The following is a 15,802-nucleotide window of genomic DNA, read 5'->3' as shown; positions in this document are numbered from 1 at the left end:
ACTTTTCTATTTACATCATTATTTATTTACGAGCTGTGCCAATATTGACCGTGGTTTTAATTTTCTCGGGCGGATAGCATAAACCCGCTTTAGCACAGCCCTGCCAGCCGATGACAACGGGTACATTTTTGGCGCCTTTACCATTATTGGTACTCAGGGTGGTGGTAGCGATGATATTTTTTTGCGTAAAAACAGGCACTTTCCCAAAGGTAGGATCATTAATAGAAATTGGCGACTGGCTAAAGCGAAATGGCGTCGCACTGATGCCCTTTGGAAAGCTTAGCATCAGCTTGTCTTTATAAACGTAATGGCCGGGCGTGATATCAAAGGTAATCGATAACTGCGTGCCTTTAGACGTCGCTTTGGTAATACTATCTACTTTAAAAGCTTTATCGACTGGCAAAAACTTCGATTGTGCTGCATTATTATTGCCAAACAATTCACCAAGCCCTGCTGCCTGCGCGCTCATTGAAATTGTTGATAAACCTGTCATCAACGAAGTGCTTATAAGCGCCATTGCCAATAGATGAGGTTTTTTAGCAAGGCGTTTATTGATAACTGGGGTGGCTGTTTTGATAAACATAAATAACTACCTTTGATAGCGGGTTTTAAAGGTTACTTTTAACAACTGTTTGTAATGACTTTTAATTAAAAAGGCTAAACGTATATGGTGGCCGTCTGTTTAGCATGGTACTTACTAACATAGTACTTATTTTATGCTTTCATAAAAAATATCAACCAATAAAGCCTTATTGGTTGATATATAGAAATTTTAACGCCGCTTTAATCAGTAAAGTGTTAGAAAATGCTATGTTGCTCAGCGCTAATCACTTTAATCTAATCACTTTAAATCGCAGCTTACAACTGAGCATAAATATCAGCATCTTGCCCTTCGCCGCCTTGCTGCCCATCAGCGCCTAATGAAAATAAATCATAAGGACGACCTTCGCTACCTGGCGCAACATATTGCAACTCGTTTTCCCAACCATCGGTCGGATAGCCACCTTTGATATAACCGCCATCGGGATAGTTTTTGGCGTCAGCAGGCGGTGTGGTTAGGGCTTCTAAACCTTGCGCCGTCGTCGGATAACGTGAATTATCAACTTTGTACATATCAAGCGCATTGGATACCGTTGCCAGCGCCGTTTCTGTGGTTTTGACGCGCGCTTTATCACTTTGTCCGACCACTTTTGGTACGACTAGACCTGCGAGAATGGCCAAAATCACAATCACTACCATAATCTCAATAAGGGTAAATCCAGACTGGCTATGAGACATTGACGGACGACCTTTCAGAGCAGCGGGCATATTTTCATTCATGTTTTCTGCCTGCAACTTATCGTCATTCCTAGCGTTTTTTGGCATGGTATCTACTTGCATCGTGTCAATTATAGTCATCGCTTTGGTCATCGCTTTTGGTATCAGGTGATATAAATAATGAATGTACTGTTCAGAGCGTTTTAGTGGGTTGGCTTTAGATTAATGAACCCTCAACCGTTTATCACTATAAACCATGCTTTTATTTTTATCCAGCGCTGCAATGGATTGTTATGAATATCTACTTTTATGGATACATGCCGTGAAATGTTGGATAACCGCTATCCTTTATACTAAGCAGTTTATAAGCAAAGCTTTTGACTGGCGCTTACTATAGCCTGATGACTGGCTGCGCTCTAGTAAAAACATACCGTTGTCAACAATCTACAACACTAAGCAAGGCTTAAGAAATTTAGCGGAAGCTTTAGCAAGATAAAGGTAATGGATTTTGAGCCAGCTACAGAGAAATTAACAAAGCTTAAGCGTTTACTAACCTGCCAAATCATTCATATTCACTATCGGTAGCATCACTGCCATGACAATAATCATGACCACCACGCCCATCAATACCAACATGAGCGGCTCAAGTAACGACAGCAAGGTGCTGATAAAGTTGGTCGCTTCGGCTTCTTGCATATTGGCGGCGCGGCTGAGCATATTTTCAAGCTCGCCTGAGTTTTCCCCACTTTTAATCATTTGCACCATCATTGGCGGAAAGTAGGTAGATTTTCCTAACTGACTCGATAAGCTTGAGCCTTCGGTGACTCTATCGGCTGCGGTGATAATGGTTTTTTGAATGTGTAAATTGGTCGTCACCGCCGCCCCTATATGCAGCGCTTCAATCAACGGTACCCCTGAGCGCACCAATATCGCAAGCGTACTGGCAAAACGGGCCGCATTAAGCCCTTTTGATAAGCGCGCCAATATCGGTAGTCTCAGTACCATACTGTCTATGGCTAATTTGCCTGCTTGGGTTTGCGCAAAGCGATAAAACAAAAACGCCGCCCCTGCCAATACCAGAAGCATCAACCACCACCACTGGGTAATGATATTTGATAAGTTCAGGACGATTTGGGTAATCAGCGGCAGCGCTTGCTCAGATTGCTCAAAAACTTTGACAATCTTGGGAACCACAAAGCTCATTAGCCCCATAATGACCCCGACTGCCATTACCATTAATACAATTGGATAGACCATCGCCCCTTGGATTTTCTTTTGTAGGGCAAAACGGTTTTCGGTGTAATCTGCCAACTGATTAAGGATTAAATCTAAATGACCGGACTTTTCCCCTGCCGCAATGGTGGCGATATAAAGCGGCGGAAAACTAGCGGCTTGTTGCAGGGCGCGTGCGAGGCTTAAACCTTCTAGCACATGCGAGCGCACGGCAAGCATTAATGATTTAATATGGGTTTTTGGTGATTGTTTGGCGACGGCAGCCAGCGTTTCCTCTAAAGGAATACCGGCGGCAAGTAATACCGATAATTGACGAGTCAGCAGTGCTAATTCATAAGCCGATGGTTTTTTATAGCGGTTTTTACTTTGGCTTTGTCGGTCATTGACGGCGGTGACTTCGACGGGCGTCCACTGTTTATCACGCAGCTGCTGGCGCACTTGCCGCGCAGAATCGCCTTCAAGTAAGCCTTTTTGGACACTGCCATGGTCATCTAACGCTTTATAATGATAAGCGGGCATAGCAGCAAATATCCTAAGGTGAGCAATTTAACATGCTGATAAACAGAAGTTTTACAATAGATTTTAAAGAGTAAAAGTCTTAAAAAAGCGGCGTAGAATCACTGCTATCTGGCATTAAACCTTGTAACAGTAAAACATCTAGATGCTGTTGTTGCAATTTTTTATCAAAATCATTGACTTCAGCAATCAGCATGCGCTCGATACGCTTGTCACTGGCGAAGACGCTAAGGCGCGCGCAAATAACGGCCAATTGATAAATACGTTTTTTGCAATAACCATCCAAGCCTTGTAGCAGTCTTACCATATGTGGCGTCTCTAAACTAGCGTATTCATAGTCGCTCACGACCTGCGGACCAAGTGCGGTAACCCCATAGCTGATAGACAGATGAGCACAAAAATAGCAGCTAAATAAGTAACCAACTACATGACCAATATAATAAGCGCGGTCATAGGTAAAACTACTGACGCCAAAATGACCAAGCACATAACTGTTTAAGCTGCCTTGATCTACAATAGGCTTGTCATGTTTGAGCTTACCAACGGTAGGGAAACGCAGTGGATTATGACCATCTTGTGTCGTCAGCTGCCAACCGGCGGGCTGCTGTGCGGGCATATGACGCACGATATCTTCGATAATATCATCGACCACGTGCAACTGTTGCCATAAACGCTCTAGCCCATCGGTATCCATCAGACCACGTTTATCAAGCTGCTGCGCCAGTAAATATTGCTGATATTCTGCAAACTGCGTTTTTAGCGTTTGCACCAGATACGTAGGACGAGTAGCGGCGGAGGCCATATATAGCTGGCGTGTGCGCTCATGCTGACGACGATAAAGCGCTAACCGCTGCGTGGCGACATTGGTTTCGCTGCTGTTCGACTCACTGCTGCTAAGAGTATTTAGACTTGCTTGCTCAACGCCTAATTCAACATTTGACTCAGTATTTGATAACGTAAATAACGCGAGCAGCGCCGCTTTATCAAGCGCAGGCGTAATATTGGTTTTTTGCTTGTTTTTTGCCGTACGCGGTTTATTTTTCGCCTTACTTTTTACGTCTTTTTTATCAGCGTTGCCCGTCGGCGTAGCGGACGCAGTAGTACGCTGGCTATTTGAAGTCACGGTTGGCTTAGCGGTTGGTTCAGTCATAAAATACCATTAGCTGCAAAAATAAATTTTGCCCAAGTTATCCTAAATGAATAGTCTATCAGCGTTTAAAACCAACTACTTATCGATAGCGGCCAGCAGACAGTGCCATAAAATGCGCTAAAATCTCACTACTACGCTTGGGCAAAACATGACTCTATAGTACCTTAACCTAAGTGCATTGTCAGCTAGCCATCGCCGAAATACTCAGTATCGAAATCAGTGATAAAGGTGATGGTAAGTAATAGTTATGGTAAAAGGCGGGAGTTTTAATTAATAATGAGCATCGAGCAAAAAAGCGCTAAGGCCGATAAATAGCCTGAGCGCTTTTTAAAAAGGTATAGCAGTTAACAGCTAATTAAGAGAGCGTTTGTTGTTGATACTGCTGCCGATAAGCTTTAGGTGAGATGCCGTAAACACGCTTAAACGCTTGGCTAAAGGTTGAATCCGAGGCATAACCGACCAAACCGCTAATACGGCTGATACTGTTTTGCTGCAAACGCAAATAACGCGCGGCCAAGCGCAAGCGATAATCCATCAAATAGGTCAACGGCGGTATACCAACGACCTCTTTAAAGCGCTGAGCAAAGCTTGAGCGTGACATGCCTGCTACCTCAGCAAGCTTATTAATGGTCCAATTTTCGCTTGGCATCTCATGCATCGCAACCAGCGCTTTGGTCAAAAACGGATCCTTCATCGCTTTTAGCCAATTCTCAGTGGCTTCAGGCAGACTTTCAATATATACCCGCAAACATTCAATCATCATAATACTTGCCCAATGATTGATCACCGCGGTTTTACCCATGCGCTCGTGCTCAGCCTCTAGCGTCAGTAGCCTAATCTCAACATCAATCACCTCAAACCGGCCATCATCTTCATCATTGACTTCCGGCAGAATCGATGGCAGTACGGACAATAAAGGCCGAATCATCGCCTTATCATACTTACACTCGATTAATATCAATGACGCTTCAAAATCACCGTCACCCTTTAAATCCAGCGTATGATCTTTACAGCTCGTCAATAACTCATCTAACGGCTGCGCCTCATCACTATAATAATTTAGCGCATAACTCACGTGCTGATGCGCGCTTGGAATCATAATCATGTCACCGGCGCGCGTTTCTCGTGGGCCATTGCCGACGTCGATACAAAAACCACCCGACATCACCAAATAAAATAAAATCGTATCTTGCCTAGTGAGTGAATAAGACCAATTGCCCGTCACATTTAATCGATAATACTTCGTTTCGAATAAATGTACATTTTGTAGCAACACGCTTAGTGCGTCCATCCATCACTTCCTCAATCATGGGTAATTAATATAGAAAAATTTAAAAATAGAAACAAAGCACTGATGACTGCAAAATCTTTTAAAATAATGGGGCAAAAAATTTTATTTTTATTTGATAGGCATTTTATTTTGGATAAAATCAAAGCAAAAATTTGAATAAGAATATCGAGTAAATAATTTAATGTGATAGCTTAATTGAACAAGGCTTAACAAATGATAGAACAATCGCGAGCCTATCTATCATAAGAAAAATAGCGAAAAAAGGCTAGCAGATGTTTAAACATTAAATGCCTAGGAAGTTTATAACTTATTAGAATTAAAACAGCAGGCTAGTTCGCATATCATCATAACTTAAAAAGTATGCATTGATATAAAACAAACAGGCACAAAAAAATGCCAGTAAAGGCAAGCACTGTTATTTTGATATTTTTGAATTTAATAAGGAAGGAGATGCAGAATAAAATATGGGGCGACTGATGGGACTCGAACCCACGACAACCGAGATCACAACCCGGGGCTCTACCAACTGAGCTACAACCGCCATAACTATTGCCTGATAAGGCAAGATTGACAGGCTAAATGGTGCGCCTGGCAGGATTCGAACCTGCGGCCACCTCCTTAGAAGGGAGATGCTCTATCCAGCTGAGCTACAGGCGCTCTTAGAGGACTTTTATATATTTTGATTGGTTTATCATATCAGAAATATCTAACATAAAAACAATATCATCATACATAAAAAAAAGCCTGTAAGGCTCTTTAAATAGATGGTCGGAGTGATAGGATTCGAACCTACGACCCTCTGGTCCCAAACCAGATGCGCTACCAAACTGCGCCACACTCCGAAATTCTCTATTATCTCGATAATTTGTTACTTAACTTGTTGTTGGTAATACCGCTAACTTGTTAATGTTCCTCGCTATCGAGGTGCACATATTAAGGGGTAAAGCCGATTGTGTCAACACCTATTTTTGATTATTTTAAAGAATCGTTAAATTCTTTCAAAAATGCGCCATTTTTATAACAATGGCGGCGTCGCAACGTTGGTTTTTTACTGACCTTAATACTACATTGCCAACAGCGCTTATTATACTACATTCAAATCTGGAAGCAAGTCACCGTTTACTTTTCCGGTCAGCACATTAAAGGGTATCAGCCATAATTTGGCATGATTGGACGGCTTTTTGTAGCTTTTATCATTGTCTGCGTCATTATAAGCTTGTTGCTGGAGCAGGATTGGTTGTCTGCTATCGTCCTGTACCGGATAAACCAGCCAGCCCTGCTCGGCGTGATAAGCCTGCGCGTAACTGCTCAACTGATAGGCGTCGCCCGCACTTATCGCCCCTGCATGCGGTAAATGCTTCCATTTAATATCAATCACATGGCTATAATTGCCTGATTGGGGTGAGTGAGCAGAGGTATGCGTTTCTGATTTTACGTCATCCTCACCCAGCGCTTTAATGTTAGGTCCAGTCTGCAAATGAGCACTTTTATAAATCAATAAATCAGGACGAATGGACAAACACGCCTGCCCTTTTACATCATGTAGCCACACTCGCTGTGCTTGAAACAAAGGCTTATAAGCCAAATCAATTTGCTGAAACTGGGCCGCTATGCGCAGGCTTGTCCATTGCTCGAACGCTTGATTCATATCAATCAATAAACATAGGCGCGGTTGTGCGGCGTTTTGCTTGGCTAATGTTTGCGGCTTAATGCCATTGCCAGTATGAGCGTCAGATTGCTGCAAGAGCCAATAAGCTAAGTCCAATAACTGCTGCGCCGCTTGTAATTGCTGCCGAGATAAAGGCTGCAGTGCCAATTGCCGCTTTGCTTGCTGATAAAAAGACTCAAGCCGCTGCAACTCATAACGACTTAACACTGCTACTTGTCGCCACTGCTGTAATGCGGGCAGTGACATTGATGGCGGAGATAACGGAGTAAGTAAATTCAGCGCGCTTTTAATCAAGCGATTACACAGCATCTCTTGGCTCAGTACACTGCTTTCACAGACAAACTTATGCGGCTGCATGCTGTTATGGCGTAATTGCTCTTTAATCAGCAAACGACCTTGTAACGCTGCTTGGTTATGGATTTTCGCCTGATAGTGCTTCGTCGGCTGATAATGCGCCAAACGCTGTAAAAACTGCGCAATCAGCCAGTCAGATAATGGCATTGCTTTAGTCGGTAGCGCTGCTAACTGATTGCTAAATTGGCCAAAGTTTTTTGTATTAGGAAGCTTATTTTTATCATGACTGCTGGTTAAATCTGCCAGCATATTCTGCACCCATTGCCGCGTTTGATTGATGTCATTGGTTTTAGCTAAACCGTATGGCTGTGACGAATTATGTTTGCTAGACGTTTTTGCTATTAACTTGGGCAACATCTCAAGTGACATCCCACTTGGCAATAAAATAATACCAATATAATGGCCGACTTTTAGTTGCCATTGTCCTTGCTGACGTTTAATGCTAAAAACGGCAAACTCTTGCACCATTAGCCAATGAAAGTCCGCTACGTGCGCAAAATCATGGGCTGTTAAACGTTGATGCTCAAACACCGTAATAATATTAGCATTAAGTGCAGCCGCATTGACGTTATTAGCAATACTCGCACTATTACTATTGGCACTATTATTATTGCCACTATTAACGTTATGATTAATGTCGCTGCCTATCGCTTTGCTCTCAGACTGTAATACTCTACTCATCACAAGCTAGCCACCTTGTTAATATAAACGCTGATAGACAAACGGCTTGGCAAACTCAGCAGTATTATTGATTAAATCGGCATTAATTTTATAACTGCCACTACTCATAGACTGGCCGAGCAATGAATGCTGGTCGGCAAACATTGGATTTGAATTATTAGGACTGACTAAGTTATTGGCATTATCAAACAGCGCTTGGCTATCTTGTATAAACTTCGCGCTTAGGGGCTGCTGCTCATCTTGAAAGATATATTGCAAAACAGTGACTTGCCCGCCCGCTGCTTGTGCCAATTGCGGAATGATTTGTTCAATCAGTGCCGTTTGCAAGTGCTCAAGACTGTCTACTGACCATAAAAACGCATGACCTAATTGTGCCTCTGCACCAAGGGTTTGCGTAATACGGTGATTTAAACCGGTTAAGAGTTTCGCCAAATCTATTGTTTCTTCTGACTTAAACGCTTCTGTATTATCAGCTTTTAAGTCTTGATTGAGATAAATAACAGGTAATAATTCCGACTGCGGCGGACAATCAATAAAGCGAAAACGCCGCCGTAATGCCATATCAAGCGGCGTTAATGAATGGTCTTGGGTGTTCATGGTGGCATAAATATCAACGTTGGCAGGGACGCTAAAGGTTCGCCCTGAATACGCCAAATTAACCGTCATCGCATTTGCCATGCTAGCGCGTTTATCGGGTTCAATCAAACTTAATAGCTCGCCAAAGACCCGTGACACGTTAGCACGATTGACCTCATCAATCAGCATCGCATAACGCTGCTCAGGATTATTGGCAGCGCGTTGGCACAATTTCAAAAACGCACCATCTTGCACGTCATAACTCATTTGAGATGAGCTATTTTCTGTATGATCGGATAACGCCATCACCGGACGGATACCTTCAACAAATTCCTCATAACCATAGGCTTGATGAAAGCTGACCATACTAAAGCGCTGCTGACGGAACTCTTTATTTTGGCTATTATTCTCGCGCTGCGCCTGTTGAAACTCAGCTAATTGCTGCGCTAAATCACTTAACAAATCTATACTTTCTGGCAGTAAATACCATGCGCCGCTATTATCTTTATCAAAATAGGCTTGGCTGGCGCGGTTTTTATAACTCACCGTTTGTGAGCTCATAGACGTGTGCATTTGCAGCACAGACCAAGCGGTATTGCTTAAGTTTTTCTCGCGCGCATTTTGCGCCGCTTTATTGACAAAAAACTCATGATTGACAATTTCTGGTACCTTGACCAAGTCCTGTTTTTTCGACTTAAAATCCAAAAATATTAAGCAAACCACGTCACGCCAGCTTAACGGCTGCAAAAGTTGTCTCAATAATTCTTTGTCATTTATCTTTGGTAAGTAGTCAGTATATTGCTGTGCGATTTGGAGCAAGCGATAGGTTTTACCTGTACCAGCAACGCCTGTATAGATGATATTGGTTGGTTTGGAAGGAGACATATTTGGCATGACCTTATCTAGCATGGCATTGTCGAACATGAGAAAAAAACGGCAAAATAGTTGAAATGTGCTAAAACCTGACGATCATAACGTGGCTCGCTAAAATTAAACGAGCTAACAAAAATGGCATTATTTCTCATACCTAAGATACCGTTACGTTAGTCATATTTTATACGCGCGGCAGTTCATGTTAATAATGGTAGCGATACGGCACTTAATGTACCATAACTAACATCGTTGCTAAGATAAAAGAATTCGCTAACTTATCAATCATCTCAATATTTTTTATCGCACTAGTAAAACACTGTAAATCCCACTTTAACTTGAGGAATGTTGTATGTCAGGATTATTAAAAAAACTCCCTAGCAAATTGAGCAATAAACTGCCAACCAAAGTCTCTGACAACACCAAAATGCTAGACGAAAAACCAAATAGCCCATTAAAACCCATCAGCAACCAATTTACCAAACTGCTATCTGTCACCAAGTTTCTGCCTGCGGCCGCGCGCGCCAGCATTTTATCGAAAGCCTTTGGTAAAGTGGTGCCGTACGTGGGCACAACAGGTATTTATTATGAGCACGTCGATCCCAATCAAGTGGTGGTCAGCTTAAATAACACCAAAGCGGTGCAAAATCATATTGGCTCGGTTCATGCGGTTGCTATCACCTTACTTGCGGAAACCGCAACAGGGTTTATTTTGGGTTTAAACCTACCCTCTGATCGCGTATTATTGATTAAGTCTTACTCGGTGAATTTTTATCGCCCGATTAAAAAAGGTCAAATCGCCGCGGTGGCATCATTATCTGACGAGCAGCGCTTAGATATTTTAAATACGCCAAAAGGTGAGATGGTCATACCGTGCGTGATTCATGACCGTGAGTCCGATAACGACCGTGATCCTATCGTCGTTGAGATGACATGGGCTTGGATACCCAAATCTGAGCTAGAAGCGCGTCGTCAAGGTAAAGCTGCTAAAACGCTAGAAAATAAGCAAAATGACAATGAAAAAACTGAAAGTGAGCAGCCTAAAGCCGAGCTAAACGAAAGTGAAGCAAGCAACAAGCACTCAACGCAAGAACTAGAAAGCAATTAATTTCACTTTGTTAAAAAAGTAAGTAACTACCAAAAAATGGATTTAAGAAATACCACAATAATAAGGAGACAAGTATGTCTAGATATATCGATAAACTGACGACTCAATTATCTAAAGTAGTGCTGATTAGCGCCTGTTCGTTAGGCTTAGGTTTCGCCGTTAGTGCTAATGCCGCGCCAGCGACCAATAACGCAACCATTACCAAATCTAGCCCAGTATTTCTCGGCGACGGCGGTAACTATCCGTTTTCGGAAGCGGTACGGGTCGGCGATACGCTCTATATGTCAGGACAGATTGGTTTTAAAGACGGCAAATTGGTCAAAGGCGGCGTCAAAGCGGAAGCCAAACAAGCGCTCGATAATATCCATGAAACCTTGTTAAAGTACGGCTACCAAAAATCAGACATCGTCAAATGTATGGCGATGCTGACTGATATGGATGACTTTGATGACTTTAATAAAATCTATAAAGCAGAATTGGCTAAGCCTTATCCGGTACGCTCAGCTTTTGGTGTCGCAGAGCTGGCAGCGGGCGCAAGTGTTGAAATTGAATGTATCGCCGCAAAATAGCAGCGCTATTACAAATAAACCAAACTGACTTTTTGATTAGCGGTTATTGAGCCAATTGCACCGACTTTTGACTCAATAACCGTTTTGCTTTATACAATCGTTTTTCTTTATACTATCGTTTTTTTATACAATCATAGCGTCATCAGTTAGGGCGCTTTCTTTGGTTACCCGCAGCACTTCTTCTAACGTCGTCCGACCCTCTATGACTTTGCGTAGTCCATCAGCACGTATCGATGGCGTTTGCTGACGGGCGTATTCTTCTAGCTCGTACTCGGCAGTATTACTATGAATCATCCGGCGCAAGGTATCGTCAATCGGTATCACTTCATAAATTGCCGTCCGCCCTCTGAAGCCTGAATTATTACATTTATCACAGCCCACTGGTTTCGGCAAATTAATAATATTCTCTTTTAATTTTTCAGTAGCCGTATTTTTAGCATTTGCCGCAATACCAATTTCAGTAAATAATTTGGCTTGTTCATTATCGGCAGCTTGCCAGCTATGACAATGTGTGCATAACGTCCGTACCAAGCGCTGAGCGACGACACCAATCAGTGAGGACGATAATAAAAATGGCTCTACGCCCATATCCTGCAAACGCGTGACCGCACCGATGGCGGTATTGGTATGTAGCGTTGATAATACCAAATGCCCTGTCAACGATGCTTGCACGGCAATTTCAGCGGTTTCTAAATCACGAATCTCACCTACCATCACCACATCTGGATCTTGTCGCAACATGGCACGCAGGCTCTTAGCAAAGGTCATATCGACTTTATTATTAACCTGCGTTTGCCCAATACCATCGAGCTGAAATTCAATCGGATCTTCAGCGGTCAAAATATTACGGGTTTGATCATTCAAATCCGTTAGTGCCGAATATAACGTGGTGGTTTTCCCCGAACCCGTCGGTCCAGTCACCAAAATAATGCCATGTGGACGATGGATTAAGCGCTTAAGCTCGCTATAGTCATTATCAGATAGACCGAGATACGTCATATTGAGACGACCCGCTTGCTTGTCTAATAAACGCATGACCACGCGCTCACCAAAGCTCGATGGCAAGGTCGATACCCGTACATCGACCTCGCGCCCTGCCAGCCTTAAACTGATGCGACCATCTTGCGGCACACGCTTTTCGGCGATATCTAGCTTAGCCATGACCTTGATACGCGAGACCAGTAACGGCGCCAATTGACGCTTGGGGGTAATAATTTCTTTGAGCTCACCATCGACACGAAAGCGTACCACTAAGCGTTTTTCAAAAGTTTCAATATGGATATCTGAGGCATTTAGACGAATCGCTTCAGACAACAACGCATTAATCAGACGAATAATCGGCGCATCGTCTTGTTGATCCATCAAATCTTCCGTTTCAGGAACGCTATCGGCCAAGCTATCGAGGTCAGGATGGTCTTCAAGCCCAGCGGCAATATGCTGCGACTCACCCGTATTACCCGCATAAGCAGCATTCATGCGTTTTTCGAAATCTTCAATGCTGATACTTTCATAATTTGGCACACCGCGTACGCCTTGCTGCTGTAAAAAGCGCACCGCCTCATTAATGGCGGACAATGGCGTAGTTTTGGTCAACACCAAGGTCGGCGGCAACTCAGGATCAATAGCAAGAATGGCCAAAATTTGATGGCGTTTTGCAAAACTGTACGGCAGCTGCAGCATAAAGACGACCTAGTGAGTGGTTAATTTAAAAAAGAACTTAAAAAACAGCTTATAAAATAACTTTGAAAACAGTCTTGAAAACACAATCTAATACATGCCAAAAAACACTACTGACCTGACTATTTAAAGCCGCCTGCCTAAATCGTTAAACTGGATGAACTACCCACTACCTTAGAGGTAGGGTTTCTTAGGTAATACTCATACTTGTTACGGCATTCTGTATCAGCGGTTAGGTAAATTGACTAAGCTAACTCCGTCGCACCGACGGTTTTGAGTGTGGTCAGTTTCAAACCCTCATTGAGAATGTTGATACTGGCGTTAATGTCCCGATCATTGGTTTGCAAACAACTAGGGCAATCCCATGATCGCAATGACAAGGGTAATTCAGCCTTGGTCAACAAGTGGTTGCAGCCTGAGCAGATTTTAGAGGATGGATACCATCGGTCTATTTTAACAAGCGTTTTGCCATACCATTCCGCTTTATAAGCAAGCATGGTGGTGAATGTTGACCATGAACTGTCTGATATAGCTTTGGCGAGTTTATGGTTCTCAACCATACCCTTGACGTTTAAATCCTCTATGGCAATCACATCGTGGTTTTTGATGAGATTAAATGAGAGTTTGTGTAGAAAGTCAGTGCGGCTATTGGTTATTTTCTCATAAACTTTAGCAACTTTAAATTTCTGCTTTTGATAATTACGACTGTCACTCAGTTTGCGATTAGCAACTTTGGCAATTGCTCTACGTTTGGCTAAAATCTTTTGTGCGCGAGCTAATTTGTCTTGCAACTTCGATAAAAACTTAGGATTAGCTACTTTAGTTCCGTCCGATAAGACGATGAAGTCAATTAATCCTAAATCAATACCGATGTTAGAGTGTGTTTTTGGTAGTGGTGTGGCAATGGTTTTAACCAATAAGCTGACATAGTATTTGCCTGATGGAGTTCTACTGATGGTAGCGCTCTTAATCAAACCGTTTATTTTATTCGGGAATTTAGCGGAGATATGGCCAATCTTAGGCAGTTTAACGGTGTTGTTTGTGATCGCCACTGTGCCCTTTTGGTTGTTTGTGATGTAGCTATCGCGTTGCCCTTTTTTCTTGAACTTGGGAAAGCCTGTGCCGTTTTTAAAGAACGACTGATAGGCTTTTTGCAAATGACGCTCAACTTTAGACAGTGCCAGGCTATCGACCTCTTGTAGCCACTCAAACTCTTTTTTATACTGAGCAGGGTAGTTTTTGAGGGTTGTTTTAGTTTCTTTATAGTGCTCAATCTTATCGCTAAGCATCTTATTCCAAATAAAGCGCACACAGCCGAATGACTTGGCAAAGAATACTTGCTGGTCAATGGTCGGATATAGTCTGACTTTATGGGCTTTTAGGATTTGCTTTGGCATCGCTGCTTGTTGTTAATAAGTGGTATGATTATTAATTATAATACCATAGGTAGTAAGGACTGCTACCAATAACGCATTCATCTCGCTACTTTAGAAGTAGGGGCTTTCTGCGCGGTTTTTGGTAAAGATTGTCAGTAAGCGCGTATGAGTTTGTTATAATAACATTTTGTTTTAAGCAAGTAGCAAGGCTTTGCTTGGATTTATGACTTTGCTTTTAAAGCAGTTATATTATTAGCATTTAACATCGCAAGCCTTTGGCCACATAACGCCTATTTACGTTTTGCCTCTACTACTATTTAATAAAAACTCTCATTAAACACAGTAACAAACTTAATAACCTCGTTAGTCACTTTTGTCAGCCCGCTATTAGGATTATCCTTATGTCACAAGCCGCAAATACTCCTGCCAATGTTCAATCATTTTCACAAAATGCCTTATCGAATGATACCTTTACGGTTGGTAGTCGTACATTCTCTTCTCGATTGTTGGTCGGTACTGGTAAATATAAAGACATGGCTGAGACGGGTGCGGCGATTGGCGCGTCAGAAGCTGAGATTGTCACCGTTGCTATTCGCCGTACCAATATTGGTCAAAATAGCAATGAGCCAAATTTATTAGATGTGATTTCACCGGATAAATATACCATCTTACCCAATACCGCAGGCTGTTTTGATGCCGAAACCGCGATTCGGACGTGTAAGCTTGCTCGCGAGCTATTAGGCGGGCATAATCTGGTGAAGCTAGAAGTATTAGGCGATGAAAAAACCCTTTATCCAAACGTGATGGAAACTCTAAAAGCCGCCAAGGTGCTAATCGATGATGGTTTTGAAGTCATGGTTTATACCTCTGACGACCCCATCGTCGCTCAAGAATTAGAGAGCATGGGCTGTGTGGCGATCATGCCGCTTGGTAGCTTGATTGGTTCTGGTCTTGGTTTGCTTAATCGCCATACCTTAAGCCTTATTATTGAAAATGCTAAAGTACCCGTATTGGTTGATGCTGGCGTCGGTACCGCTTCTGATGCCGCGATTGCGATGGAGCTTGGTTGTGATGGCGTGCTGATGAACTCAGCGATTGCCAATGCACAAAATCCCGTGTTGATGGCGCAGGCCATGAAACATGCTATATGGGCAGGGCGTCAGGCGTTCTTAGCAGGTCGTATGCCGATGCGCAAAATGGCCGCTGCCAGTTCACCGCAGACCGGCTACTTCTTTCAGTAGTTTTTAGCTTAGATTTTTCAAGTTGAATCCTGCAGGGCAAACTTTCTAGCTTAAACCTTTAAAAGCACGGCTTAACACATAATGAAATAATAAAAATCCCGTGCGCCATGCTTTTTATATTAAGATATTTTTGTGACTACTTTTAGGTTTTTAATCGTTTTTGCTATATTTTTTAGTTTTACTATGCTTTACCTTTGCCTAACTGAATACTTATATAATTTATTGCCGTTTTTT

The 15,802-nt window shown here is 42.6% G+C and carries 12 protein-coding genes and 3 tRNA genes; 3 read left to right on the top strand and 12 right to left on the bottom strand.

Annotated elements, in window-relative coordinates; translation table 11 throughout:
- Nucleotides 1-22: 22 nt before the first annotated feature.
- The 10 genes from RAH45_RS01470 to RAH45_RS01425 all read right to left on the bottom strand — a co-directional run bounded on the left by RAH45_RS01470 (nt 23) and on the right by RAH45_RS01425 (nt 9,612).
- A complete protein-coding gene (locus tag RAH45_RS01470) occupies nt 23-583 on the bottom strand; it encodes a protein-disulfide reductase DsbD domain-containing protein (protein WP_068406351.1) in 561 nt (186 codons plus the stop codon).
- Between the two features lie 275 nt (nt 584-858).
- Nucleotides 859-1,320, bottom strand: coding sequence for a type II secretion system major pseudopilin GspG (gene gspG, locus RAH45_RS01465; protein ID WP_286796058.1), 462 nt, complete (start codon nt 1,318-1,320; stop codon nt 859-861).
- A gap of 486 nt (nt 1,321-1,806) precedes the next feature.
- A complete protein-coding gene (gspF, locus tag RAH45_RS01460; RefSeq protein ID WP_068406348.1) occupies nt 1,807-3,009 on the bottom strand; it encodes a type II secretion system inner membrane protein GspF in 1,203 nt (400 codons plus the stop codon).
- Nucleotides 3,010-3,088: 79 nt separating this feature from the next.
- Nucleotides 3,089-4,156: a hypothetical protein gene (locus tag RAH45_RS01455; RefSeq protein WP_068406345.1), complete on the bottom strand. Its 1,068-nt coding sequence runs from the start codon at nt 4,154-4,156 to the stop codon at nt 3,089-3,091.
- Between the two features lie 355 nt (nt 4,157-4,511).
- Nucleotides 4,512-5,447 (bottom strand): AraC family transcriptional regulator, encoded by a 936-nt coding sequence (locus tag RAH45_RS01450; RefSeq protein WP_068406344.1) that lies wholly within the window; start codon nt 5,445-5,447, stop codon nt 4,512-4,514.
- A 465-nt stretch (nt 5,448-5,912) separates the two neighbouring features.
- Nucleotides 5,913-5,988, bottom strand: a tRNA-His gene (locus RAH45_RS01445).
- Between the two features lie 39 nt (nt 5,989-6,027).
- Nucleotides 6,028-6,104: transfer RNA gene (locus RAH45_RS01440), tRNA-Arg, on the bottom strand.
- A 108-nt stretch (nt 6,105-6,212) separates the two neighbouring features.
- Nucleotides 6,213-6,289 (bottom strand) — tRNA-Pro (locus RAH45_RS01435).
- A gap of 242 nt (nt 6,290-6,531) precedes the next feature.
- Nucleotides 6,532-8,151, bottom strand: coding sequence for an McrC family protein (locus RAH45_RS01430; protein WP_082894337.1), 1,620 nt, complete (start codon nt 8,149-8,151; stop codon nt 6,532-6,534).
- An 18-nt stretch (nt 8,152-8,169) separates the two neighbouring features.
- On the bottom strand, nt 8,170-9,612 hold the full coding sequence (locus tag RAH45_RS01425) for an McrB family protein (protein WP_306495418.1): 1,443 nt from the start codon (nt 9,610-9,612) through the stop codon (nt 8,170-8,172).
- Nucleotides 9,613-9,949: 337 nt separating this feature from the next.
- Here RAH45_RS01425 and RAH45_RS01420 point away from each other — a divergent pair, with 337 nt between their 5' ends.
- Nucleotides 9,950-10,705 carry a DUF4442 domain-containing protein gene (locus RAH45_RS01420; RefSeq protein WP_102077048.1) on the top strand — a complete coding sequence of 252 codons (756 nt, stop codon included), beginning with the start codon at nt 9,950-9,952 and terminating at the stop codon, nt 10,703-10,705.
- Between the two features lie 74 nt (nt 10,706-10,779).
- Nucleotides 10,780-11,274, top strand: a complete 495-nt coding sequence (locus RAH45_RS01415; RefSeq protein WP_102077047.1) for a RidA family protein — start codon at nt 10,780-10,782, stop codon at nt 11,272-11,274.
- A 123-nt stretch (nt 11,275-11,397) separates the two neighbouring features.
- Here RAH45_RS01415 and gspE read toward each other — a convergent pair whose 3' ends face one another.
- Together gspE and tnpB are read right to left on the bottom strand one after the other, a co-directional pair.
- Nucleotides 11,398-12,954: a type II secretion system ATPase GspE gene (gspE, locus tag RAH45_RS01410; RefSeq protein ID WP_193030072.1), complete on the bottom strand. Its 1,557-nt coding sequence runs from the start codon at nt 12,952-12,954 to the stop codon at nt 11,398-11,400.
- A gap of 242 nt (nt 12,955-13,196) precedes the next feature.
- Nucleotides 13,197-14,348, bottom strand: a complete 1,152-nt coding sequence (gene tnpB, locus RAH45_RS01405) for an IS200/IS605 family element RNA-guided endonuclease TnpB (RefSeq protein WP_102077045.1) — start codon at nt 14,346-14,348, stop codon at nt 13,197-13,199.
- A gap of 380 nt (nt 14,349-14,728) precedes the next feature.
- Here tnpB and RAH45_RS01400 point away from each other — a divergent pair, with 380 nt between their 5' ends.
- Nucleotides 14,729-15,568 carry a thiazole synthase gene (locus RAH45_RS01400; protein WP_193030068.1) on the top strand — a complete coding sequence of 280 codons (840 nt, stop codon included), beginning with the start codon at nt 14,729-14,731 and terminating at the stop codon, nt 15,566-15,568.
- The last annotated feature ends 234 nt before the right edge of the window (nt 15,569-15,802 follow it).

It is taken from the genome of Psychrobacter sp. van23A (assembly GCF_030845275.1).
Lineage (GTDB): Bacteria > Pseudomonadota > Gammaproteobacteria > Pseudomonadales > Moraxellaceae > Psychrobacter > Psychrobacter faecalis.
This window is presented reverse-complemented; position numbering and strand designations above follow the sequence as displayed.

What these genes read in the sequence shown, in the direction of transcription:
- RAH45_RS01400 (WP_193030068.1), top strand. Translation starts at nt 14,729, where the DNA reads ATGTCACAAGCCGCAAATACTCCTGCCAATGTTCAATCATTTTCACAA.
- RAH45_RS01420 (WP_102077048.1), top strand. Translation starts at nt 9,950, where the DNA reads ATGTCAGGATTATTAAAAAAACTCCCTAGCAAATTGAGCAATAAACTG.
- RAH45_RS01470 (WP_068406351.1), bottom strand. Translation starts at nt 583, where the DNA reads ATGTTTATCAAAACAGCCACCCCAGTTATCAATAAACGCCTTGCTAAA.
- gspG (WP_286796058.1), bottom strand. Translation starts at nt 1,320, where the DNA reads ATGAATGAAAATATGCCCGCTGCTCTGAAAGGTCGTCCGTCAATGTCT.
- tnpB (WP_102077045.1), bottom strand. Translation starts at nt 14,348, where the DNA reads ATGCCAAAGCAAATCCTAAAAGCCCATAAAGTCAGACTATATCCGACC.
- RAH45_RS01455 (WP_068406345.1), bottom strand. Translation starts at nt 4,156, where the DNA reads ATGACTGAACCAACCGCTAAGCCAACCGTGACTTCAAATAGCCAGCGT.
- RAH45_RS01430 (WP_082894337.1), bottom strand. Translation starts at nt 8,151, where the DNA reads ATGAGTAGAGTATTACAGTCTGAGAGCAAAGCGATAGGCAGCGACATT.
- gspE (WP_193030072.1), bottom strand. Translation starts at nt 12,954, where the DNA reads ATGCTGCAGCTGCCGTACAGTTTTGCAAAACGCCATCAAATTTTGGCC.
- RAH45_RS01450 (WP_068406344.1), bottom strand. Translation starts at nt 5,447, where the DNA reads ATGGACGCACTAAGCGTGTTGCTACAAAATGTACATTTATTCGAAACG.
- RAH45_RS01415 (WP_102077047.1), top strand. Translation starts at nt 10,780, where the DNA reads ATGTCTAGATATATCGATAAACTGACGACTCAATTATCTAAAGTAGTG.
- gspF (WP_068406348.1), bottom strand. Translation starts at nt 3,009, where the DNA reads ATGCCCGCTTATCATTATAAAGCGTTAGATGACCATGGCAGTGTCCAA.
- RAH45_RS01425 (WP_306495418.1), bottom strand. Translation starts at nt 9,612, where the DNA reads ATGTCTCCTTCCAAACCAACCAATATCATCTATACAGGCGTTGCTGGT.